15 protein-coding genes and 1 pseudogene are annotated in these 22,379 nt (G+C 66.1%); 11 read left to right on the top strand and 5 right to left on the bottom strand.

The window, feature by feature from the left end:
• Nucleotides 1-17: 17 nt before the first annotated feature.
• The 6 genes from NHG85_RS02400 to NHG85_RS02375 all read left to right on the top strand — a co-directional run bounded on the left by NHG85_RS02400 (nucleotide 18) and on the right by NHG85_RS02375 (nucleotide 5,858).
• Complete coding sequence (locus tag NHG85_RS02400) at nucleotides 18-875, top strand: ABC transporter ATP-binding protein (protein ID WP_253329462.1); 858 nt, start codon at nucleotides 18-20, stop codon at nucleotides 873-875.
• Nucleotides 872-1,879, top strand: coding sequence for a FecCD family ABC transporter permease (locus tag NHG85_RS02395; protein WP_253329460.1), 1,008 nt, complete (start codon nucleotides 872-874; stop codon nucleotides 1,877-1,879). The genes NHG85_RS02400 and NHG85_RS02395 overlap by 4 nt, the downstream gene beginning before the upstream one ends.
• On the top strand, nucleotides 1,876-2,925 hold the full coding sequence (locus tag NHG85_RS02390) for a FecCD family ABC transporter permease (protein ID WP_253329458.1): 1,050 nt from the start codon (nucleotides 1,876-1,878) through the stop codon (nucleotides 2,923-2,925). The genes NHG85_RS02395 and NHG85_RS02390 overlap by 4 nt, the downstream gene beginning before the upstream one ends.
• Nucleotides 2,926-3,017: 92 nt before the next feature.
• Nucleotides 3,018-3,803, top strand: coding sequence for a (2Fe-2S)-binding protein (locus NHG85_RS02385; protein WP_253329456.1), 786 nt, complete (start codon nucleotides 3,018-3,020; stop codon nucleotides 3,801-3,803).
• A 116-nt stretch (nucleotides 3,804-3,919) separates the two neighbouring features.
• Complete coding sequence (locus NHG85_RS02380) at nucleotides 3,920-4,882, top strand: ABC transporter substrate-binding protein (RefSeq protein ID WP_253329454.1); 963 nt, start codon at nucleotides 3,920-3,922, stop codon at nucleotides 4,880-4,882.
• A gap of 40 nt (nucleotides 4,883-4,922) precedes the next feature.
• Nucleotides 4,923-5,858, top strand: a complete 936-nt coding sequence (locus NHG85_RS02375) for an ABC transporter substrate-binding protein (protein ID WP_253329452.1) — start codon at nucleotides 4,923-4,925, stop codon at nucleotides 5,856-5,858.
• 847 nt (nucleotides 5,859-6,705) lie between these two features.
• Here NHG85_RS02375 and NHG85_RS02370 read toward each other — a convergent pair.
• The 4 genes from NHG85_RS02370 to NHG85_RS02355 form a co-directional block, all read right to left on the bottom strand.
• Complete coding sequence (locus NHG85_RS02370; protein WP_253329451.1) at nucleotides 6,706-15,207, bottom strand: glycoside hydrolase family 94 protein; 8,502 nt, start codon at nucleotides 15,205-15,207, stop codon at nucleotides 6,706-6,708.
• Nucleotides 15,208-15,827: 620 nt separating this feature from the next.
• Nucleotides 15,828-16,334 (bottom strand): hypothetical protein, encoded by a 507-nt coding sequence (locus NHG85_RS02365; protein WP_253329449.1) that lies wholly within the window; start codon nucleotides 16,332-16,334, stop codon nucleotides 15,828-15,830.
• 83 nt (nucleotides 16,335-16,417) lie between these two features.
• Nucleotides 16,418-16,555 carry a hypothetical protein gene (locus NHG85_RS02360; RefSeq protein ID WP_253329447.1) on the bottom strand — a complete coding sequence of 46 codons (138 nt, stop codon included), beginning with the start codon at nucleotides 16,553-16,555 and terminating at the stop codon, nucleotides 16,418-16,420.
• 248 nt (nucleotides 16,556-16,803) lie between these two features.
• Entirely contained in the window at nucleotides 16,804-16,962 is a 159-nt protein-coding gene (locus NHG85_RS02355) for a hypothetical protein (protein WP_253329446.1), read from the bottom strand.
• Between the two features lie 350 nt (nucleotides 16,963-17,312).
• Here NHG85_RS02355 and NHG85_RS02350 point away from each other — a divergent pair, with 350 nt between their 5' ends.
• Nucleotides 17,313-17,738, top strand: coding sequence for a hypothetical protein (locus NHG85_RS02350; protein ID WP_253329444.1), 426 nt, complete (start codon nucleotides 17,313-17,315; stop codon nucleotides 17,736-17,738).
• Nucleotides 17,735-18,139, top strand: a complete 405-nt coding sequence (locus tag NHG85_RS02345; protein WP_253329442.1) for a hypothetical protein — start codon at nucleotides 17,735-17,737, stop codon at nucleotides 18,137-18,139. Before NHG85_RS02350 ends, NHG85_RS02345 begins: the two co-directional genes overlap by 4 nt.
• Before the next feature lie 57 nt (nucleotides 18,140-18,196).
• Here NHG85_RS02345 and NHG85_RS02340 read toward each other — a convergent pair whose 3' ends face one another.
• Nucleotides 18,197-18,928 (bottom strand): Crp/Fnr family transcriptional regulator, encoded by a 732-nt coding sequence (locus NHG85_RS02340; protein WP_253329487.1) that lies wholly within the window; start codon nucleotides 18,926-18,928, stop codon nucleotides 18,197-18,199.
• A 155-nt stretch (nucleotides 18,929-19,083) separates the two neighbouring features.
• On the opposite strand from NHG85_RS02340, the gene NHG85_RS02335 reads away from it, so the two are divergent.
• The 3 genes and pseudogenes from NHG85_RS02335 to NHG85_RS02325 all read left to right on the top strand — a co-directional run bounded on the left by NHG85_RS02335 (nucleotide 19,084) and on the right by NHG85_RS02325 (nucleotide 22,103).
• Nucleotides 19,084-19,320, top strand: a complete 237-nt coding sequence (locus NHG85_RS02335) for a hypothetical protein (protein WP_253329440.1) — start codon at nucleotides 19,084-19,086, stop codon at nucleotides 19,318-19,320.
• Between the two features lie 58 nt (nucleotides 19,321-19,378).
• Nucleotides 19,379-20,427: pseudogene (locus NHG85_RS02330) on the top strand (tyrosine-type recombinase/integrase).
• 290 nt (nucleotides 20,428-20,717) lie between these two features.
• Nucleotides 20,718-22,103 (top strand): transposase, encoded by a 1,386-nt coding sequence (locus tag NHG85_RS02325; RefSeq protein WP_253329438.1) that lies wholly within the window; start codon nucleotides 20,718-20,720, stop codon nucleotides 22,101-22,103.
• Nucleotides 22,104-22,379 lie beyond the last annotated feature (276 nt).

Genomic DNA, 22,379 nt, shown 5'->3' with positions numbered 1-22,379 from the left:
CGCAACAGGGGCAGAGCATGACCGGATATAACAATTCAGACGCTCCGGAAGAGAGCGCTGCATCTCGCCTTCGCGTGGCGGGTGTCGCGGTCGGCTATGGCGACGCGCCGATCGTCCGTGATGTTTCCCTCGATGTGCCGGATGGCGCATTGACGGTTCTCGTCGGTCCCAACGGCTCCGGAAAATCCACCTTCATGAAGGCCATGGCCCGCGTCCTGCCGGTCAGCGCGGGCGAGATCAGGCTCGATGGCCGCCCGCTGCGGTCGACCCCGACGCGCGAGGTTGCCAAGCAACTCGCCCTGCTGCCGCAGGGGCCGATCGCCCCCGAAGGGCTGCGCGTGCGCGAGCTGGTGGCGCAAGGACGCTATCCGCACCAGTCGCTGCTGCGGCAATGGTCACGCGAGGACGCCGAGGCCGTCGATGCCGCGATGCGGGCCGCGGATGTGATCCAGTTCGCCGACCGGCCCGTGTCGGATCTTTCGGGCGGGCAACGGCAACGCTGCTGGATCGCCATGGTGCTCGCGCAGGAGACAGGCATCCTGCTCCTCGATGAGCCGACGACCTTTCTCGACCTCAAGGTCCAGGTCGACCTGATGCGCCTGTTGCGGCGGATCGCGAGGGAAGACGGGCGCACGCTGGTCGTCGTCCTGCACGAGCTGAACGTCGCGGCCGCCTTCGCCGACCACCTTGTCATGATGAAGGACGGCCGCATTCTCGCGGAGGGCCGCGTGGAGCGCGTCTTCACCGCCGCGACCCTGCGGGAGGTCTTCGGTCTCGAAGCGAACGTGCTGCGTGATCCGGCGAGCGGCCGACCGGTCTGCGTGCCGATCGTCGGCCCCATCGAAACCGTCCTGCCCTGGAGGGCCGCGCAATGACGGCGCCTTCGACCCGCCCTGCGCGCCGCCCCGGCTTTGCGCCCCTGCTGGCGCTGGCCGCGCTCGCGCTTGCCTTTGCGTGGCATGTCTCGGTCGGGGCCAAGACCATTCCGCTCCCGGTCGTGGCCGAGGCGCTGCTGTCTTACGATGCCTCGGTCTTCGAGCACGTGGTGATTGTCGACCTGCGCCTGCCACGCGCGCTTCTTGCGGCGATGGTTGGCGCCGCGCTCGCCGTATCCGGCGCGCTCATGCAGGGCGTGACGCGCAACCCTCTGGCCGATCCGGGCATCCTCGGGCTGCTGATCGGCGCCTCCTTCGCGGTGGTGCTCTTCGTAGGGGTGTTCGACCTTGCCACGCCCGCCCTGATCCCGCTCATCGCGGCCCTCGGGGCGGTCGCTGCCGCCGCGGCCGTGTGGGGCATCGCCTCGGCCGCGCCAGGCGGGGCGATGCCGCTTACCCTGGTGCTTTCGGGCGCGGCGATCACAGCCTTTCTCGGGGCGCTGGTGACCATCGCCAACCTGCTCGATGAGCAGAGCTTCGAACAGCTGCGGGTCTGGATGACCGGATCGCTCGCGGGCGCGCAAGGCGGCGTCATTCCTTGGACCTTGCCTTGGTTCGGCGTCGGTCTCGTCGTCGCCTTCGCCATCGCGCGGCAGACCACTGCGCTCGCCATGGGCGAAGAGACGGCCGTGGGGTTGGGAATGAATGTCGGGCGGGTGAAGGCGCTCGCTTTGTTCGCCGTGGTGGCGCTGACCGCCGCTGCCGTCGCCATAGCCGGACCGATGGGCTTCGTGGGTCTGGTGGTGCCGCATGCCGTGCGTCTCCTCGCAGGTCAGGATTATCGCCGGATCGTGCCCTGGTCGGCCATCGCCGGAGCCGGCTACCTCCTCGTCGTGGACGTCGCCGCGCGGATGGTTCTGGCCCCGGTCGAGATCTCGACCGGCCTCGTCACGGCCCTGCTCGGCGCGCCAATCTTCGTCTGGCTGGTGAGGGCACGGTTGTGAGCGCAGGATTGCTCATCCGGCTCGACGGGCCGGTCACCTACGCCCTGCCGGTGCATGCCCTGACCGTGCTGGCTGTTCTGTTGGGCCTGACCTGCACCCTCGTGGTTGCCAGCCTGATGGCCGGCAGCTACCCGCTCGGGGCCACCGAGGTCGCGGCGACCCTTGCCGGGCGGGCCCCGTCGGACATGGCGCAGACGGTGGTCTGGCAGTTCCGCTTTCCGCGCACCCTCGCGGCGCTCGCGGCCGGGGCGCTGCTGGCGCTGTCGGGCGCGACGCTTCAGAACGTCACGCGCAATCCGCTGGCCGACCCGTCGCTGGTCGGGGTGAGCCAAGGCGCGGGCCTTGCCGTCGTCGCGGCGATGGTGGCCTGGTCCGAACTGCCCCAAGCAATGCGACCCGTGCTTGCCTTTTGCGGCGCCCTCGCGGTGGCCGCGCTGATCCAGGGGATCGCCATGCGCAGGTCGGGCGGCGCGACGATGCGCTTCATCCTGACCGGCATCGGCGTTGCGGCCTTCGTCTCCGCGCTGACCTCGGCCTTACTGACTTATGGGCAGATAGACCGCGCGATCTCGGCGTTGGGCTGGCTCTCGGGGTCCGTCCACGCCGCGGGGTGGAGCGAGGTTGCGGTCCTGGGCGGCGCGTTTCTCTGCCTCGCACCGGCTCTCGCCGCGGCCTCGCGGCCGATGGCGGCGATGCGCATGGGGCCGGAGATGGCGGTGGGGCTCGGGCTGCGGGTCGGCCTGACCCGCATGGCGCTCGTCACGCTGTCCGTGGCGCTCGCCGCGGCGGCCGCGGCAATGGTCGGGCCGATCGGCTTCGTCGGCCTCGTCGCGCCGCATCTGGCCCACCGGCTGGCGCGCTGCGGCGTCGGCCTGCACCTTGCCCTCTCGGCGGCGACCGGCGCGCTCCTCGTGGGCGCGGCGGATCTGGCCGGCCGCCTTGCCTTCGCACCGGTCCAGATCCCGGCCGGGCTGGTGACGGCACTTATCGGCGTGCCGCTCTTCGTATGGCTCCTTCTTCGCACTCAGGCGAGGGCCAGCCTGTGACGAGGATGATACGACAAAGCCGGGCACCGCTCCCGACCGACGGCGCCGCGACACGGAATGATGCCGTCAGTGCCGATTTCGCGGCGGTCGCCGTGCGACTGCCTCGGCTGCGCGACGCCTTCTCGGCTCTGCTGCACGCAGGTCCTGCCCCCGAGGAGGTGCTTCGCCTCGATACACCAGGGGCCGAGCTTCTCGAAGCATGGCTTGGCGCGGAGGCACAGGCGCAGCCGGGCGCCGATGACAAGCTCGCCGCCGCCTACCTGCTGGGCCGGATCGCTTTCGCCGTCAGCGAGGTGCTCGCGGCCTTGGCGCTGAAGGGCCTGCGGCCTGCGCGCCTCGCCCCAAATACCGTCGCGCTGACCGCACGCCGCGCCCTATGGCACCTCGACGGGGAAAGCGGCGAGGGCCGCGCCTATGACATCGTGCTTTCCGATACGGACCTCGTGCCGTGCAGCGCGCCCGCCGCAATGCTGGGCGCCGCGCTGCCCGACCTGCTCGCGCCGCTCGTCCTGTATCTCGTCGATCGCTCGGGCCTGTCACGAGGGGCGCTGTGGCGGCTCATCGGCGACGCCTTGGCAGGCGCGCTCCTGATGCAGGGCAAGCATGTGGGTCGAGAGGAGGAGGCCATGGAGATGGCCTATGCGGCTCTGCGCGATCGGCAGAACCCACTCCATTCACGCCAGACCGGCTTTTTCCGGATCGATCTGCCCGAGCGGCCGGACATCGCCGAATGGTTCCGCGCGCGGGGCGGCTGCTGCCGCTACTACACGACCGAGGGTGGCGCATATTGTTCGACCTGTGTCCTGCGCGACCCCGAGAGCCGCGAGGCGCTGCTGCGCGCCCATCTGCGCCGCAAGCATGGGCTGGAGGGGGCGTGACGAGTCCCCTCCCCGACCGAGCGCGTGGCCCTCGCGGTCCGCTCACCCGCCCGCACCTGCCATTAGATCCGCCCCCGCGGGCTGGGACGTCCCATTTCGTAAAATCGGAGAAGACCATGCTGCGCCTGAACACGGCCATCTCGACCATCATCATCGGCCTTGCGGGGCCTGCATTCGCACAGGACTACCCCGTGACCTTCGAGCACAAGTTCGGGACCACGGTGATTGAGGAGGCGCCCGAGCGCGTTGCCTCGCTCGACTATGCCGGAGCCGACGATCTGCTCGCCCTTGGCGTGCAGCCAGTAACCATCCGTCACTGGTATGGCGATTACCCCCGCTCGGTCTGGCCCTGGGCCGAGCCCCTGCTCGAGGGAACCCCGACGATCCTGCGCGGCCAGATCGATTTCGAAGCGGTCGCCGCCGCTGAGCCGGAGGTGATCGTCGCCCTGTGGTCCGGCATCACCGCCGAGGAATACGAGCGCCTGAGTCTGATTGCGCCGGTTGTTGCGGTCCCGGAAGGTGTCGGCGATTACGCCCTGCCCTGGGACAAGCGCGCGCGACTGACTGGCCAAGCCGTCGGCCGCGAGGCGAAGGCCGAGGCCCGGATCGAGGCGGTCGAGGCCGAATTGGAGGCAGCTGCCGAGGCCCATCCCGACTGGGCCGGCAAGACCGCCGCCGTCGCCTATATGTGGAACGGCGATCTGGGCGCTTACACCTCGAACGATGTCCGCCCGCAGCTGCTCGCGGAGCTCGGCTTCGAGACGCCGCAGGCGATCGACGATTTGATCGTCGGCAATGAATTCGCGGTCAACTTCTCCCCCGAAGATCTTTCGCCGATCGATACAGATCTTCTCGTCTGGCTTCCGGAGGAAGAGAACAGACAGCCGATCCTCGACCTGCCCGCACGCAAGTTCCTTGATGTCGCCCAGGAAGGGGGCGAAATCTTTCTCGACGAGGAGCTGGTCGGCGCGTTCTCGCATGCCTCTCTCCTGTCGATCCCCTACGCCGTAGAACGCCTTGTCCCGTTGATCGAGGCCGCTCTCGGCGGCGATCCCGCGACGACCGCTGATGCGAACTGAGCGAGAGAAAAGGAGAGTTCTCATGAAGCATCTCGCAACCATGGCCCTGATCACGGTCGCCGCGCCTGCGGCCGGGCAGGAGGTCCGCACGGTCGTCGACGGCACCGGGGTCGAGGTCACCCTGCCCGCCAACCCGCAGCGGATCGTCTCGCTGCATGACACCTCGCTGACGGTCGCGCTGCTGGAACTGGGGATCGAGCCGGTCGGCTCGCACGGACGGACCCGGGCGGACGGCACGCCCTATATCCGCTCCTCCGCCACGGCCACGGGGATGGATTTCGCCAATTCCGACATCGCGTTCATGGGCAACTTGCCCGCCGATGTGGAGCGCGTCGCCGCGGCCGACCCCGATCTGATCGTGACGACGAGCTGGCAGACCGCCGACCCGGACCAGCTGCGCCGGATCGCCCCGACCTATGTCTTCGACATCGCGAGGACCGGTGATTTCGACGTCTATGCCAAGCTGGCGGAGATCACCGGGCACAGCGATCGGCTGGCCGCGCTCGAAGCACGCTATGAGGCGCAGCTCGATCTGATCCGTAGCCAGGTCGAACCGGAAGAGTTGCGCGTCTCGGTCATTCAAGGGCATGACGGCGAGCTGCTCGTCTGGAACACCTATGGCACGCTCGGCAAGGTGCTGCGCGACGCGGGCTTCTCGTTTCCGGAGATCGTCGACGCCATCGAGGGCAACGAGCGTCAGGCATTCTCGGCCGAGATGCTGCCGCGATTCGACGCGGACATGATCTTCGTCACCTATCGCGCCGACCGCGGCGAAACGGTCGCCGATGCCAAGGCCGCCCTGGACGGCGTCCTGCCCTCCTGGTGCGACGCGCTGCATGCCTGCCGCGAAAATCAGGTCGTCTACCTGCCGCGTTCGCTCGCGTCGACCTATGACGCGGCCGGCACCCTCGCTTATACCGTCCTGAGCCATATGGGCGGGCGCAAACTGGTGCGGATGCCGGATCAACTGCGGTAAGGAAAGAAGACGCCACTCGGGGAGTGGACGTCGCAGCATGGAGAGGCGGCGCCGCCCCGAGCAAGGGCGGCATCGAGACTCGACTACCTCAACCTTGGCCATGCTGGGCATGATCCGCACAGCATGGCTCTGTCCGCTCCAGTTCCTGTCCGATAACCCGTCTTATCGGACATCATGGTGAATACGATATTCGGCATATCGAACGTGCCCGAGGCCTCCGTCCCGCTCGCATTGCTCAAGTCCGTCGTGGGTTTCGACACGATCGCACAGCTCGTCTATACAGCCCATAGCTATTCACATGAGACGACCCGCCAAACCGTGGCGGGTCGCTTTCGCAAACCATTCAACTCGTTGAAAACAAGTGGCACAAAGCACGCTACAAGTTGACCGGGTCGCAGACTCTTTGATCAAGCGCGCTCACCACTCACCTGACTTAGCATGAGCCGCAGTCTCCTTTGCCTGTTTTCTGAGGTCAAAGAATGTCTTTTAGTAGCGCGCCGAGTGTGCTGGCTGATAACAAACCGCGGGTCCTACAGCGTTCTGCCATATCCTTGCGCATCAGTATGATGAGGAACGCCTTCGTCTTTTCGGTCTCGGGTATTAGCGTATCGGGTCAAGGCGGCCGTCGTCTCTCTGGCGAAGGCTCGGACGCAGCCGGCCATCTCGCAAGCGAAGACTATGGTGACGTTGGCCTTCGCCATGCTTGCAGGAATGAGATGCTGGAAAAACCGGCACATCCGCGATTTCTTCTCCATGCAATGTTTTGGGCGGCTTCGAGCAACCTTTGCAAAGAGAATGCCGCCTGAGAGGCCACCGGTGCAGTCGCTTCGTAGCGTTATCTGGGGGTCTAAAGGCAGATTGACTCGGTCTCATGCAACTCCGTCCCATCCACCTTGATGACGAGGCTACCGTCGTCGCTGCGCGTCACATCGATTTCGTGAACCGTCCCTTCGATCTTTAAGCGAGCTGAATAGCCCGGCCACGCGTCAGGCAGGTTCGGGCGCACGATGACGCGGCCTCCGGATTGGCGAATGCCGAGGATGCCTTCGACCGCAGCACGATAGAGCCAGCCGGCGGAGCCAGTGTACCAAGTCCAGCCGCCACGGCCCTGTCGCTCACCTTCGGAATAGATGTCGGCCGCGACGGCGTAGGGCTCGGTTCGGTAGGTTGCGACAGCGGCCGGGTTCAGCGCGTGCCGGATCGGGTTGAGCATGGAGAAGCAGTCATGCGCCGCGTCGCCCTGCCCCATCTCGGCCAGCGCATAGGCCACCCAAGCCGCGGCATGGGTATACTGACCGCCGTTCTCGCGCACACCGGGCGGGTAGCCCTTGATGTAGCCCGGATCCTGCGGGGTCCGGGCGAAAGGTGGCGCGAACAGGCGGATCAGTCCGGCCTCTCGGTCCGGAAGATGCGCCAGCACGCTTGTCATGGCCTGCGCGCTTCGCTCTTGATCGGCGAGGCCTGACATCACGCTCCATGACTGGGCGATGGAATCGATGCGGCATTCCTCGGATGTCGTGGAGCCCAGTGGCGTGCCGTCGTCGTAATAGCCCCGGCGGTACCATTCCCCGTCCCAGCCAGCCGTGTCGAGCGCTTCGCGTAGCGACACCAGATGGGCGGCCCAAGCGTCGGCACGGGCGCTGTCGCCGCGCTGCAACGCGATCGCTCCCAGTCGGTCGAGCGCATGCGCAAGGAACCAGCCGAGCCAGACGCTTTCACCCCGGCCCGCCTCGCCGACTCGGTTCATGCCGTCGTTCCAATCGCCACCCAAGATCAATGGCAGGCCATGGGCGCCGGTGCGGCTGATCGCCAGATCGAGGCCGAGTGCCGCATGTTCGTAAACTGAGGCGATCTCTTGCGTCGTCTCAGGCTGGAAATAGGCGTCATGCGCGCCCTCAGGGATCGGCGGCCCTGACAGGAAGGGCAGCACTTCGTCGAGCAGGGAGACGTCGCCTGTCCCAGCGACGAAATGGCACACCGCATAGGCGAGCCAGACGCAGTCATCCGATATTGTGGTCCGCACCCCTGCCCCGCTCTGCGGCAGCCACCAGTGCTGGAAATCTCCTTCGATGAACTGCCGCCCCGCGGCGTTGAGGATTTGCCGCCGAGCCAGCCCGGGATCCTGCCACAAGAAGGCCAGCGTATCCTGCAGCTGGTCGCGGAAGCCGAAGGCGCCGCTGGCCTGATAGAACGCCGAGCGGGCGCGCAGTCGACAGACGATGCCCTGATAGGGCAGCCAGGCATTGACCATGAGATCCATCGCCGGGTCCGGCGTCTCGATCTGTAGCGTATCAAGAAGCGGCGCCCACGCCGCCGCCGCCGCGTCGCAGGGATCTATCTGCGAGTCCCGTTCTGCCGCGAGATGGCGACGGGCAAGGGCCTGCACCTCCCCCGCATCCGCCCCGTCGCCCAACAGGAAGCTCAGCCGCGCGCTTTGGCCGGGTTCGAGCACCAGATCGGTGGCAATGGCGGCGCAGGGGTCGCCATGGGTCTCCGTCTCGTCGCCCAAATGCTGACCGCGCATCACCGCCTCGGGGCGCCAGACATCGCCCCCGCCGAGAACGCGGCCCCGATCCGCGGTGAAGGCGGCCACCGGCTCCGAACAGGCGAGAAAGGCGACACGGCCCGGAAACTCGGTATCGAAGGGGTTGCAGGCCGTCATCAGCCCTGCGGCAGGATCGGCCCGGACCGCAACGAAGGGCGCGGTGCGGGCACGGTCATGGCCGAGCACCCATTCGGCATAGCCGGTGATCCGCAGCCGAAGCCGCCGCTCCCCCGTATTCTTTAGTTCCAGCCGGGACAGGCGCACCGGATCTTCGGCCGCCACGCGGTGTGTGAGCGTCATCGCGAGATCGCCGCCCTCACGCCGGAACAGGCTATAGCCCATGCCGTGCCGCGCCTCGAAGCGCGCGCCGCCCGCGGTATCAAGGCGCGGCAGGGGGTTGAACATCATCCCCGTGTCGCGGTCGACCACATAGATCGCCTCGCCGGGCCGGTCGATCACCGGATCGTTGGACCAAGGCGTGAGCTGGTGATCGCGGGAATTGACGCTCCAGCTCGACACGGCGCCATCGGCGGAGACCTGGATGCCGAACCGCATGTTGGCGATCACGTTGATCCAAGGATGCGGCGTGGGGACGCCCGCCTCCGGGCGGATGACGTATTCGCGCCGCCGGGCGTCGAACCCGCCGATACCGTTCCAGAACTCCAGACCGTCGCCGCCTCGTGGCTCGGGCGGTTTCTGGCCACCCTTCGGGCGGTCGACAACGAGACGGGCGGGCCATCCCGGTCGAGTTTCGTGGTCGGGCCGCGCCTCCGCATCGGATCGCCCGCGCCCGGCCAGCCGCGCCGCGCGTCCGAGCTGAATCGAAAGCCGCCCATTGCGGGCGTGGAACACCGCGCGGCTCGCGCCGAGCAGGGTCTCGCAGGTCGCCTCGTCCATCAGATCCCGCCGAAGCGCGAAGACATGCGCCAGACCGCCGCCCATCAGGGCGCGGTGCCGCGAACTGGCGCAGATCGTCTCGATCGCCATCTGGAGGTCCTGCGCATAGGAGGTCGCGTGCTCGTTGAGGATCACGAGGTCGATCAGCAGGCCCCGGCTGCGCAGGTATTCATGCGCCCTGAGCGCCTCGCGCAGCACCTCGAGATCCGCCTCGGCGTCGATGCGGATCGTGAGGATCGGCGCGTCGCCCGAGATCGACAGGCGCCACAGCATCGACTGCGCGCCGAGGCGCCGCGCATCCGACGCGGCCCCAAGCGACCGGTCGGGCAGCACGAAGGAGGCCGCGAGGGCCTGGAAGATCGCCGCTTCGGCCGGATCGACGCCGACATGGTGCAGGTGGATCTGCGACCGGGTCCAAGCGTGCATCGCCTCGCGGTCGAACGCCTCGGGATGCATGTAGCGGGTGATCGCCGCTTCGGCCTCGGCTCGGTTCGGGGCGGCGATAGTCCAGAAGACCAACCGGATCTCCTTGCCCGCCGGGACCCGGACCTTGCGGCGCAGCGACAGGATCGGGTCGAGCGTGTAGCCGTCCGATGGCTCCGCTCCGCCGAAGCGCGGAGCGTCGGGATCGAAGGCCGCGGCGGTGCGCAGGGTGCGGCCCCGCCCGATGAAGCGGCGGCGGTCGGTCTCGGCGCTGGTGCTCCGGCCGCCGCCCGATCCGGCGAGCAGATGCGCCACATGCATGTCCAGCTCGTCCGGGCTGCGCTTGTTGCGCCAGGCATGAATTACGGCGCCGGCCTCGGCGATCTCGGTGCGGATGAACATCTTGGAAAAGACGGGATGCGCGGCGTCGGACCGCGCCGGGGCAATCACCGGCTCGGCATAGGAGGTGACCTCAACGATCCGATCGGTCTCGCCGTCGTTGCACAAGGTCAGGGCGCGGCCCTCCGCATCGACCTCGGAGGCGACGATCACGTCGACGCGGCTGCGCAGCGTGCCGACTGTCTTGTAGAATTCGGCCTTGCTGTCGGAGAACACGGCATGCGCCGTCTCGCCCGGGGCGGCGCGGGGCGCAGCCGTGGCCGACCACCAGTCGCCGGTCTCGAGATCGCGAAGGAACAGGAAGCTGCCCCAGACTTGTTCGACCGGATCCGGGCGGAACCGGGTGACGGCCAAGCCGTTCCAGACAGCCGATCCGGCCCCCGTGGCAGTCAGCATGATAGAATAATGCCCGTTCGACAGCAGGTTCACAGCCCGCCCGGCCCGGGTCGGATCGTCGATCTCGCGTAGCGCCGTGCTGGTCAGCTGCGCCGAGCCGGTAAGGCGCGCGTTCTCTTCGGTCAATGCGACGATCACGGGGACCTCATGCGGCGAGCGCTCCTGCAACAACAGTTCGGCCGCCTCGATCACCGGATCGCTGTGAAACCGCGTCCGCATGAGCCCCTGCGACACGACATTCGCCACCGCGACGATCGACATGCCTTGGTGGTGCGCCATGTAGGTCCGGACCACCGCATGACGTGTGCCCTCGGGCAGCCGCGCCGGTGTAAAATCGATCGCATCGTAGAAGCCGTAATCGCCACGCGCGCCCATGTCGCGTAGTCGTTCGAGATTGGCCACCGCCGCGCGGGGGCGATACTGGCTTGCCAGAAGGCTGGCATAGGGCGCAATCACCAGATCGCTGGCGAGGCCGCGCTTCAGCCCCAGCAGCGGCACACCGAAGTTGGAATACTGGTAGGTCATCTCCCGGTCGCGCGCGTTGTAAGCGGCCTCGGAAATGCCCCAAGGCACCCGGCGGCGGCGGCCGTAATCAATCTGCGCCTTGACCGAGAGCATGTTGGACTGGTTCAAAAGCCCACCTGTCTGTTCCTGCATGACAAGCGGCGGCATCAGGTATTCGAACATCGAACCCGACCACGACATCAGCGCGCCCCGCGCGCCGACGCTTACCAGCTGGCGGCCGAGCCGGAACCAATGCTCGTTGGGCAGGTCGCCCTTGGCCACGGCGAACAGGCTGGTCAGCCGCGCCTCGGAGGCGAGAAGATCGTAGCAGGAGGTGTCGAGCTTGCCCTCGACAGGGTTGTAGCCGATCGACAGCAGCCGCTGATCGGGCTGCATGAGAAAGCTGAAGTCCATCGAGAAGGCCAGACGCCGCGCCAGCTCGGCGATGCGCTCGAGCCGCGCGCGCAGCTCCTCGGTCGCGGACATGCCAAGGGTCGCATCCGCCAGACCGGCGGCGCAGACGGCCTTGAGCCGCGCCGACCAGTGCCGCACAGCGATGGCGCGCTCGCCGTATTCGGAGGCAAAGCCCAGGCCGAGGTTGTCGATGTCCTCGGCGATCGCCAGCAGCGTATGGGTGCGCACCGACGCGGTCTCGGGCGCGCGGCGCACCGTCTCCAGCGACCGCTCGAACCCCGCGAGCCGCTCCTCCAGTCGTTGGCGCAGGGGCCGGATCGTGCGGCGGTCGTCGGGTACGGCGGCCAGCTCCTCGCGCAGGATCGAGGCGACGTCGCCGATCCCCTCGACGCCGGTCCACAGGTGCACATAGGGCGCCGCCCCCCACTCGCGCAGCGTCGCCGACAGCGCCACGAGATGTCCCGCGAGATTGCCGCTGTCGACGGTCGAGACATATTGCGGCATCAGGGGCGCCAGCGTCCGCGTGTCGTACCAGTTGTAGAGATGGCCGCGCAGCATCTCCATGGTCTCGACCGTCGCGAGGGTCCGCTCGACCCGCCCGATGGCGTCGCGCAGCGCGATCCAGCCAAAGTCGCGCGCCGAGACGGTCGAGAGCAGGTAGAGGCCGATGTTGGTGGGCGAGGTCCGCCCCGCCACGACCGGCTCCGGGTCCTCCTGAAAGTTGTCCGGCGGCAGCCAGTTGTGCTCTTCGGTCACGAAGCGGTCGAAGTATTCCCAGGTGCGCCGTGCGATCCGGCGCAGCGCCGCGCGGTCGGCCGGGTCGATGTCGAGCCGGTCCTCGGTCTCGGCCGAGCGGCTGACGTACCACGCGACAGCGGGTGCCAGGCTCCAGACCAGCCCGAAGGCGAGCGCGATGGGCAGGCCGGGGGCCGAGAGCCGGTAGAGCAGCGGCAGCCCGGCCAGCAACACCAGCACCGGCCAGAGCATGATCCGGTAATAGCCCGGCAGGCCCGGCGCGGTTGTGACCCCCGAAGCGCCGACGCTGCGCCATTCCAGCAGGTGCCTGCGGCTGATCAGGACGCGGTAGAGGCTGCGGACCGTGGCATCCAGCATCAGGGCCGCCGCATGCGGCAAGAACAGGATGCGCAGACCGACCTGCGCCGTCGATGCCGCCACGTCGACCGCCAGTGATCGCAGGTGGGTCCGCGTCACCATGTCGACGGCGGGCGGCAGGCCGGAGCGGATCAGCTGCAGCGTCGGCCCCACGAAGAGACTCAGGATCAGGAACATCTGCCACACCAGCGCCGAGACCCGCCCGAGCAGGATCCACCCGCTCACCGAGGCCGCGATCCAGAAGATCGGTACAAGGATCCGCCGCAAATTGTCGATCATCTTCCAGCGCCCGAGGGCACCGATGCCCGACGCGCTCAGGATCAGCGGCAGCAGCTGCACGTCGCCGCGCGCCCAGCGGTGCTGACGCGCCGCCTCGACCTCGTAACGGGTCGGAAAGTCCTCGATCAGTTCGACATCCGTCACCAGCGCGCAGCGGGCGATCGCCCCCTCGGCCAGATCATGGCTCAGGATCGCGTTCTCGCCGAAGGCGTGGGTCAGCACCCTGCGGACCGTATCGACGTGATAGAGCCCCTTGCCGGTGAAGGAGCCTTCGCCCAGCAGATCCTGATAGGTGTCCGAGACGGTGAAGACATATGGATCGAGCCCGCGGTCGCGCGAGAACACCCGCTGGAAGGTCGACGCCTCGGCCCCGGTGGTGAGCGATGGCGTCACCCGTGGCTGCATGATCGACCAGCCGCGCGTGACCCGCCCCGTATCGTGGTCGAGCACCGGGTGATTGAGCGGATGCGCCATCTTGCCGACGAGCTTGGTCACCGCGTCGCGGGTGAGACGCGTATCGGAATCGAGCGTCATGACGTATTGGATGCCCTCCGGCAGCGCCGTATCGGTGGGCAGGAACGAGGTATCGGCATCGCCGCGCAGCAGCAGGTTCAGCTCGGTGAGCTTGCCGCGCTTGCGCTCCCAGCCCATCCACACCCCCTCCGAGGCATTGTATTGCCGGGCGCGGTGCAGCAGGTGGAACCGCCTGCGGCCGTCATGCGCGTAGAGTCGGGCCAGCCGGTCGATCCGATCGCGCGCATGATCCAGTAGCTCCGCATCGTCGGGCGCCGTTTCGGTCGGGCTGTCGGACCAGTCGCTGATCAGCGCGAAGGTCACCTGCCCTGTCGGGTTGGCAAGGTAATGCACTTCGAGATGCCGGCACAGGTCGTCAATCGCGTCGCGCGACGACAGCAGGCACGGCACGACCACGAGGGTTGCCGCCTCCTCCGGGACGCCGCGGGGAAACTCGAAGCCGACAAGCCGAACCGGCCCCTTGAGCAGCGACGCGGCGAAGTTGAACAGCCCGCTCGCCGCCTCGCTGGCGGGCAAGGCGGCGAGAAGGCACAGCAAGAGCACCTGCCACGCGGAAAGCCCCGCAAGGCTCAGCGTCACCATCCCGGCTGCGACGATAAGCACGGTCAGAAGCAGAATCGGTCCCGCTACGGCCAGCCAGCCCAGCCGGCGGTAGCCGCGCTCGGCTCGCTTCTTCAGCGGCAGGCGCGCCCCGAGATCCCGCTCCAGCCCGGGACGGCACGGGCCGACCAGCCAGAACCCGATATCAGGGTGCTCCGGGCGCGGCACGCGGGCCCCCGCGCCGCCTCGGCCCCGCGCTTCGGCCTCGAACAGCCGCAGCGCCGCCTCCACAACCTCAAGCTCGCTATGACCCGACTGCCGGGCCAGCTCCTCGACCGCATTGCGATACTGATTACGGGACTTGAAATCGAGCGCCGCGAAGTTGGATCGTTCGGCAAGTGCTGCATCGACCAGGCTGACCGAAGAGAACCATTTCATCCAGTCCAGATCGTCGATGGCGCGCAGGCTGCGGATGATGCTGGCGATCAGCACCGTCTCAGCGGACTGGTGCGTTTCCTCCGCGATCAGCACCTCTTCGGCATCGCTGCCGCGGCGGATCAGTGCCTCGTCCAGCCAGTCGATCGCCGCATGGGTCCGCTCGGGCGCGTCGCGCAGCCGGTAGAGCAGCTGGCTCGCGAAGCTGTCGTCCTCGCAGGCCGTGATCTCGGCCTCGAGGAGACCGTGCTCCGGCGCGCCGTTCAGCGCGACGATCCGGTCCGCCAGGATGTTGGCACGATCTCGCATGGTCCGGGCTCGGTCGATACGCTGCGCGAGACCGGCGAACTCCTCGACCAGGATGAACCGCAGCATGGACGGCAGGGCCCAGAGTTCCCCGATCAGGAAGGGGTGGATCGCCTGGTAACCATTGACCATCGCGGTCAGGCGGGCGGCATCAAATTCGAATGCCGAATGCGAGGCGAACTTCCATGCGAAGGCGACCACCCGCGGCGCGGCGTGCCCTTCCGAGATCGCAACCTGCGGAAGCTGCCGGATATAGCGGGGCGGCAGCGCCTGCTCGACCTGCCGGATGTTCTCGTCGACGAGGTGAAAGTTGTCGAGCAGCCATTCCTCGGCCGGGCCGATGAGCTGCTCTCCCTGCGAGGCACGAAACACCCTGCGATAAATCGTGGCGGTTTGCTCCCGAAGCTGCCGGGCGCGGCGCGGCATGATCGCACCGAAGCCGAACGGAACCTCGACACGGGATCGCCCCGCAAGATCGCGCCCGAGGTCCGCAAGTTGCAGGTCCGACAGATATTCGCCGTGGCCATGGGGCGGGCGTAGTGCTTGGGAAGCATGAAACGTCATAGAGCCCGCCTTGTTGGAGATCTTGTTCCGACAGTCCGCGAGGCCGCTTGAAACGATCGGGCCTTCGCCTGCGCACCTCGGCCGTCCGCTCATAAGCCTCGCTTCCGGGCGTAAGCTGGCCCCGGTCATCCGAACGGCTGCGGACGTCTCAGTTCGCGGGGATCGCCACCGTGGGATCACCGCTATACCAGCCGAAGAGATAGGCGGCGATCACGACAACGCCGATGAGAACGGCGGCGATAATGCCCATGCTTTTGCGGGATTGCGTCACATTCATGTTAGCCATGTTGGTCTCCTGCTTCGATCTCGAAGCTGATTGCGATGTGGTTGGCGCGGATGCGTCAGAAACCGTGCATTGCGCGCGGCACTAATTGGAGCGGGATGCGCTCTACGACGGCAAGGAACCGGCTCAGTGCTTTCTCTTAAGTTTCGGCGATGCCGCATCGGCAAAGGTCCGAACGACGCTCGACGGAGCGACTGGAGGAGTTTTCTCCTGCTTTGGCTTCTTGGCTTCCTTGTTGTTTCGCTTCTGTCCCTTAGACATGTTTGGTCCTACCTCCTGTTGATCGGCACAACATCGGGTCAGTGCCGGGCATCCGTGGCACCGCTACTTCGAACGATCAGTTCGGCATGCGGCGGTAGCGCATCGGCATACCCTCGTTCTCGGCCGACTGGAGGGCGAACATATCGGCCATCGCTCTCAGTGCCTTGCTTACGGGAGAGCGACTTACCGCCTCGGCAGTTCGTACCTCCTGAGGCGGCGGGCTTGCATAAAAGCGCCGAAGTTCCGTTTCCGAAATCTCGTCGGCCTGCATCAGCAGGCGGACCAGAGGGTCGACCAGCATCTCCTCGATAAAAGCATACCTCAAATCCATGTCCGAAAGGCCGTCCTTCATGGCGGCAAACTCCAGATCAGCGAGCGACACGGTCAGGCTGCGCGACAGTCCGGGATGCGACTCCCGTGGGTGCAAATGGACCAGGACCGAAGCTTTCCAGTCATCGGGGTTCAGATGCTCCACCGGGGCGGCCAGCTCGGTCTCGATGTCGTACTCACCTGCCGGCAGCATCTCGTCGAAGCCGGGGAGCGTGAACGCGCGCGAGAAGGTTGCCGTGGCCCTGCGGATCATGTCGTCCAGCGCCTCCTTCGAGGCATTTGCCGTTCCGTCCGACCCCGCCCCCGGACGTGACGGGACCGGACTGGCCTCGGGGCTCAAGGCTTCTTTGGCGAATGGGCCGCGTCGGCAGGTGCCGGGGCGGCATCCTTCGCCGCCTGGTTTTGTTGCGGGCTCTTGGTCTCGGACGGCTTCGGCGGCTGCTCCGCCTTCTTTGACAGATCTTTGAAAGACATCGTGCATTTCCTTTTCTGAGAACAGGGGGCGTCAGGGATCAGGACGGTCGACGAACGAACCTGCGCCAAGGGATGGATGGATGGGCCGGTGGCCCGTCTTGCGTGGTTCAGGCCGGGGAAACGTCGACTGGCTCGGTGGCTTCTCCAGCAAGCGTCCGGTCGTGATCGAGAGCGGCCTCCAGCGCCTTTTGGGTAATCGGGCGCGTCTCCGAACTGTCGGCGCGGTGCCCCCTGCCCTGAACGGTCAGTTAGGTGCCCGTTCTTCGATAGGCCTCGAAGCTGAGCCCCTGAAGGAGCTCTTCCTCGACGACCACCACGTACTCGCCTTCAGGCAGCTCGTCCGAATACCCTGAGATGCGGAACGGATAAGTAAACGTCACCACCGACTTGGAGGATCGCACGGTCATCTCGGAACTCTCCCGAATTACTAACTGGCATGGACTGCGTCAGTCTGGGGGCGAGGACGATGCCCCGCCCGATCGACTGAAGCACCATACGGCCCAGCCCGGCGAGGCAGACTGACCGGTGTTAGCGCCGACCACGCTTTTTTTGACGACCCCTCGCACCGTCACCGCATCGGTTGCAGATAGCGTTTCGGAGCAGGTGACTGATCTGCATCAGCGCAGCTGCGTGCCATCTCTGCGAGACTGGGCCAGCCCACACCCGGCTGCTCACCGAAACGGCTGGCAATCTCTGCTTCCCACACGCCATGCCGCCCCCCGTGCCGGGCCATTGCGGGGCACGAAAGGCTTTTTCCATGACCAACCCCAACCTGCTTCGTCCCGACGCGAGCGACTGCGACCGGTTCCTTTTTGCTCCGGTGGGCGAGGATAGGAACGGCTATGTTGTGACCGTCTTGTCGACCTTCGCAAGGCTCGGCCTCGATCCGAGAAATGAGGCATCGGGCCTTGCGGCGCTGTCGCGATCGGTCGCGCGCGAACGGCTGGACCGGCTGCTCACCGGGTTCTCCGATGTGCCGGCGCTCAAGCGCGAGCACGGTGCCACGGCGGAACGACTGATCCTGCTGCTTCCGGAACGGTTGCGGCCCCGAGCCGCGCCGAGCCATGACGATCTGGTCGCGGGATGTCCATCGAAGCCCACCCTGCCTGTTTTCTGGCTTCTCATGATCCTGCTGGCGCTCGCGCAGATCCTGTATTTCGGCTTGGCCGGAGCCGGGGAATGATCCTGCCCTTTCCCAACCTCCGGCCGTTTCCGGCGTCAGCGCGGAAATCCGTCCCACCACACGAGGCGCGGCTTTGGAAAATGGAAGAAAGCCTTTGGAGCGATGGCCTCTTCCAAGCCCGCGCCTCGACGGCGGCAGATGCGATGTTCATCCTTCCTCATCAAACCCGTCCACTTCGAGGCGTCGACATTTGGACTGCTTGGCTGCAAGCGTCGGATTGGCGCTCCGTCGCCTTGCTGGATCGAAGCTTTGCGCGCGATACGGACCGGATCATCCTTGCCTACCGCGTCTCGGCGAACAAGACAGGTAGCACGATCTATGAGGCGCTCTGCATGTCCTCGTTTTACCTGCGGGACGGGGGCTGGCTGCGGCTCTCGCATCAGCAAACGCCCCTTGCATGACACCCGCGGCAGAACCTCATGGGGGCATCGACACCCATATCCCCCGTGCGCGCATTCTCAATCGAGGAGAGGACCCATCTGATCAAGATAGGTCGGGTCGAACTCGGCCAGGGCTACAAGGCCCGTATAATCATTGAAGGCGACATGGCCGCCCTGGAAGGTTACCAGCCCCTCCTCACGCAATTGCCGAAGCACGCGATTGACATGTACCGCGCTCAGTCCCAGAGCATCCGCCAGATGATACTGGGTCAAAGGACAATCATAGCCAGCCTTGTCTCCCATGCCGACCAGCGCCAGCCGGGCTCCCAGTTCGAGCAGCATGTGGGCCATGCGCTCGGAGGCGCTGCGCCGTCCGAGCCCTACCAAATGCTCGACGACCATCGCCTCGTCCCGCGACGCCGCCCAAAGGACCGCTGTCGCCAAGCGGGGAGTATGCGCGAACGCATCGAGAAGATCCTGTCTTAGAACTTCGGCAGCCTCGATCTTTCCGATCGGTTCGATGCCATGATCCGAGGTATGCAGAAGGATGCTCCGCAAGCCGAGGAAATCGCCCGGGATCTGGAAATCGATGATCTGCCGTGACCCATCGGGTTGCGATTTATAGGAACAGACCCAGCCCGATGTCAGGATGTAGGCGGCCTGCTCGGATTGCCCCTGATGCACAAGATCGCGCCCGGCCACGAAGGTCCTGCGACGGCGGTGCAGGCGTGACAGTACATCGAGCTCCGTCGCCGACAAGGCGACGAAGGCGCCGAGCTTGCGCGCGAATGCGTCGAATGAACCGGCCAGCAAACGCTTTCCTCCCTTTTCCAAATGGAGCCAAAACTTCAGACATGAGGGCTGCTTTCGATCAGTTCACCATACCGCACTTCATGCCAACATGTCGGCACTCAACTAAAACCCGACACGTCCGGTGGCGTCACTTTCAGAGAGGATTTCCCCGCATGACTGATCAGAACACTTACTCTGGCATGGCCGCGCTCTCGATTTGCGAGGCGCTCCTTCTTGCGCTCAGTGACCGCCAGCTGCTGCCGAAACACGAAATCCTGGGCATCCTGCAAGACGCAGCGACAACGCATGAAAACGCCATCGGGCCGGGAATTGATGTTCAGACGCACCGCGCGGTTGCCGGTCTCATACGGGAGATCATGGTCAATGGAAGCTCGGCACGGCACCCATGAGCATGGATGCGGTCTTCTATTGCGTCCAGTACCCCGTCTTATCGGACACAAGGGTGATATGCTGCTCGGCATGACAGGATCATCTGAGAACCCCGAAACGCCGCTCGTCCTGCCCAATCAAATCGCAGGCTCGGGCACGCTTGATCGCCTCATCGACACAGCCCGCGGCTATGCCGACCACGCGGTCTCCGAAAACACCCGTATTGCCTACGGGCGTGACTGGGCCGCCTTCGCACGCTGGTGCCGGCTGCGCGGCGCCGACCCGCTGCCGCCCTCCCCCGAACTGATCGGCCTCTACATCACCGACCTCGCCGCGCCGTCGGGCAAGGCGCGCGCACTCTCGGTGGCTTCGATCGAGCGCCGGCTGGCAGGGCTGTCCTGGGGCTACACGCAGCGTGGCTTCCGGCTCGACCGTCGCGACCGACACATCGCCTCCATTCTCGCCGGCATCCGCCGCCGTCATGCGCGGCCACCGGTGCAGAAGGAGGCGATCGGACCCGACGAGCTGCGGGCGATGCTCGCGACGCTGCCGCATGATCTGCGTGGGCTGCGCGATCGGGCGATGCTGCTTATCGGCTTCGCCGGCGCACTGCGGCGTTCGGAGATCGTCGGGCTGGACCGGGCCAAGGACGACACCATCGACGGCAGCGGCTGGGTCGAGATCTTGGAGGCCGGCGCGCTCGTGACGCTGCGCGGCAAGACAGGTTGGCGCGCGGTCGAGATCGCCCGTGGCTCCAGCGAGGCCACTTGCCCGGTGCATGCATTGGAGCGCTGGCTGCATTTCGCGAAGATCGATTCGGCCCAATCTACACTGGTGTCAGCCGTGACGGACAAAGCGCGTTGGAGCGCCGTCTGAGCGATCGCCACGTGGCACGGCTGGTGCAGCGCACGGCGCTCGCGGCCGGACTGCGGACGGATTTGCCGGAGGCCGAGCGCCGCGCACTGTTCGCGGGCCATTCGCTACGCGCCGGACTGGCCTCGTCGGCCGAAGTCGACGAGCGGCATGTGCAGAAGCAGCTCGGTCACGCCTCGGCCGAGATGACCCGCCGCTACCAGCAAAATCGGGATCGCTTTCGCATCAACCTGACCAAGGCGGCGGGGCTTTAAGATACAGACGCCGCCGAGCGCCCTCCCTCCAAAAACCTTCAACAACTATCGTATTTCTGGATGGGGTTATTGGAGGGTCCTGCCCCTGCCGACCTCCAGGCAGTGCCCCTCCTCCACAAACGGCCGTTTTTGGCCAATGGGTTCTGTCAGGGGGTTTGTGTCCGGTGTGCGGACATTCGAGCCGGGTGCAGCGAATGACGGCTCTCCGCCGATGCTGTTGAAAAAGTCCGTATTGCAGCGCGGCAAGTCCTTCGATTCACTCAATCCTGAGGGGATGGGAGGGTTTCGAGATGATGGGCAGGCAGGAGGCTCCGGCGCAGCTGTTCTACGAGTTCGATCTGGAGCGGCACGTCCCGGCCAACCATATGCTGCGAGAGATCGATCTGTTTCTCGACTGCGGCGGCTTGCGGGAGGCGCTGCGCCCCTTCTACAGCCACCTTGGCCGTCCATCCATCGACCCCGAACTCATCATCCGGATGCTGGTGATCGGCTACGTCATGGGCATCCGATCGGAACGTCGCCTCTGTGACGAGGTCCATCTGAACCTCGCCTATCGCTGGTTCTGCCGACTGGGCCTGGAGCGGAAGGTTCCGGATCACTCGACCTTCTCGCGCTATCGCCATGGCAAGTTCCGGGAGAGCAACTTGTTGCGTCAGGCCTTCGAAGCCACGGTCGAGCGCTGCCTGAAGGAAGACCTCGTGTCCGGCGAGGGCTTCGCTGTGGATGCGAGCCTGATCTCTGCCGACGCCAACAAGGTCCGGTCGATCGCGGCCGAGGATTGGAGTCCGGAGCGCGCACGTGAGGTCGGAAACAGGGCGGCGCGGGAATATCTGGAGACACTCGACGATGCCGCCTTCGGGGCCGCGTCGCCTGTCCAGCCGAAGTTCGTGGCGAAGTCCGATCCGGCCGCGCAATGGACCCGCGCCGAGGAAAGCCGTCCATACTTCGCCTATGCCACCAACTACCTGATCGACACCAAGAGCGCGGTCATCATGGACGTCGAGGCGACGAGGGCAATCCGCCAGGCCGAAGTCGGGGCCTCGCGCACAATGCTCGACAGGACGGAGAAGCGGTTCGGTATCCGGCCGGACTGGCTGGCCGCCGACACCGCATACGGCAACGCCGAGAACCTCGGATGGCTGGTCGAGAAGCGCAGCATCATCCCCTTCATCCCGGTCATCGACAAATCAGAGCGGACCGATGGCACCTGGTCCCGGTCCGACTTCGAATGGGACGAAGCGAACGATCAATACATCTGTCCCGAGGGCCAGGCTCTCAAGCAATTCCGCCGGAACTACTCCGATCCAAGCCGGGGGCAGGATGCTGGCGGACAGAAGAAATACCGTGCCTTGAAGGCCACCTGTCAGGCCTGCCCATCCAAGGAAGTCTGCTGCCCGAAAGCGGAGGCGCGATACGTGACACGTGAGCCGCACGAGAAAGCACGCGAGTTCGCGCGCGAATGTCGCAAGACCAAGGCCTACAAGGTGTCCCGCGACAAGCGGAAGAAGGTAGAGATGCTCTTTGCCCACCTGAAGCGCATCCTCGGCCTGACCCGGCTACGCCTGCGTGGCCCCAACGGCGCCAAGGATGAGTTCCTCCTCGCCGCCATCGCTCAGAACCTCAGGAAACTTGCGAAGCTACGGCCCCAGAATGTGCTTCGGGAGGCCACGGCATGAGCTGAGCGGGCGAATACCCGTCTTGAGGCGGACAGACGGGCAGTTGCCCGAACGGAACGGCGGCGCCCCGACGAATGGCTGGCAAAACCGTCGTCCTCGACCGACTTTTTCAACGTAATCCGCCCTCTTATGTTTGGCCTCCGTCCCCTGAAGTGCTGGGTCGCTGAGGCTGGTCGATACTGACGCTTACTGTTGAGCACACCTCAAGTCCGGACTCACCCCGAAGCCGTGCCGGCGGTGAGGCATCACTTTGCGAGAATGCTGGGTGGCCAGACT

Source organism: Limimaricola litoreus (assembly GCF_024159025.1).
Classification (GTDB): domain Bacteria; phylum Pseudomonadota; class Alphaproteobacteria; order Rhodobacterales; family Rhodobacteraceae; genus Limimaricola; species Limimaricola litoreus.
Note: the sequence above shows the minus strand (reverse complement) of the source record. Positions and strands in the feature narration are given on the sequence as shown.

What these genes read in the sequence shown, in the direction of transcription:
- NHG85_RS02365 (WP_253329449.1), bottom strand. Translation starts at nt 16,334, where the DNA reads ATGATCCGCAGGGCCACGGCAACCTTCTCGCGCGCGTTCACGCTCCCC.
- NHG85_RS02375 (WP_253329452.1), top strand. Translation starts at nt 4,923, where the DNA reads ATGGCCCTGATCACGGTCGCCGCGCCTGCGGCCGGGCAGGAGGTCCGC.
- NHG85_RS02345 (WP_253329442.1), top strand. Translation starts at nt 17,735, where the DNA reads ATGATCCTGCCCTTTCCCAACCTCCGGCCGTTTCCGGCGTCAGCGCGG.
- NHG85_RS02370 (WP_253329451.1), bottom strand. Translation starts at nt 15,207, where the DNA reads ATGACGTTTCATGCTTCCCAAGCACTACGCCCGCCCCATGGCCACGGC.
- NHG85_RS02335 (WP_253329440.1), top strand. Translation starts at nt 19,084, where the DNA reads ATGACTGATCAGAACACTTACTCTGGCATGGCCGCGCTCTCGATTTGC.
- NHG85_RS02380 (WP_253329454.1), top strand. Translation starts at nt 3,920, where the DNA reads ATGCTGCGCCTGAACACGGCCATCTCGACCATCATCATCGGCCTTGCG.
- NHG85_RS02395 (WP_253329460.1), top strand. Translation starts at nt 872, where the DNA reads ATGACGGCGCCTTCGACCCGCCCTGCGCGCCGCCCCGGCTTTGCGCCC.
- NHG85_RS02400 (WP_253329462.1), top strand. Translation starts at nt 18, where the DNA reads ATGACCGGATATAACAATTCAGACGCTCCGGAAGAGAGCGCTGCATCT.
- NHG85_RS02325 (WP_253329438.1), top strand. Translation starts at nt 20,718, where the DNA reads ATGATGGGCAGGCAGGAGGCTCCGGCGCAGCTGTTCTACGAGTTCGAT.
- NHG85_RS02350 (WP_253329444.1), top strand. Translation starts at nt 17,313, where the DNA reads ATGACCAACCCCAACCTGCTTCGTCCCGACGCGAGCGACTGCGACCGG.
- NHG85_RS02355 (WP_253329446.1), bottom strand. Translation starts at nt 16,962, where the DNA reads ATGACCGTGCGATCCTCCAAGTCGGTGGTGACGTTTACTTATCCGTTC.
- NHG85_RS02360 (WP_253329447.1), bottom strand. Translation starts at nt 16,555, where the DNA reads ATGTCTTTCAAAGATCTGTCAAAGAAGGCGGAGCAGCCGCCGAAGCCG.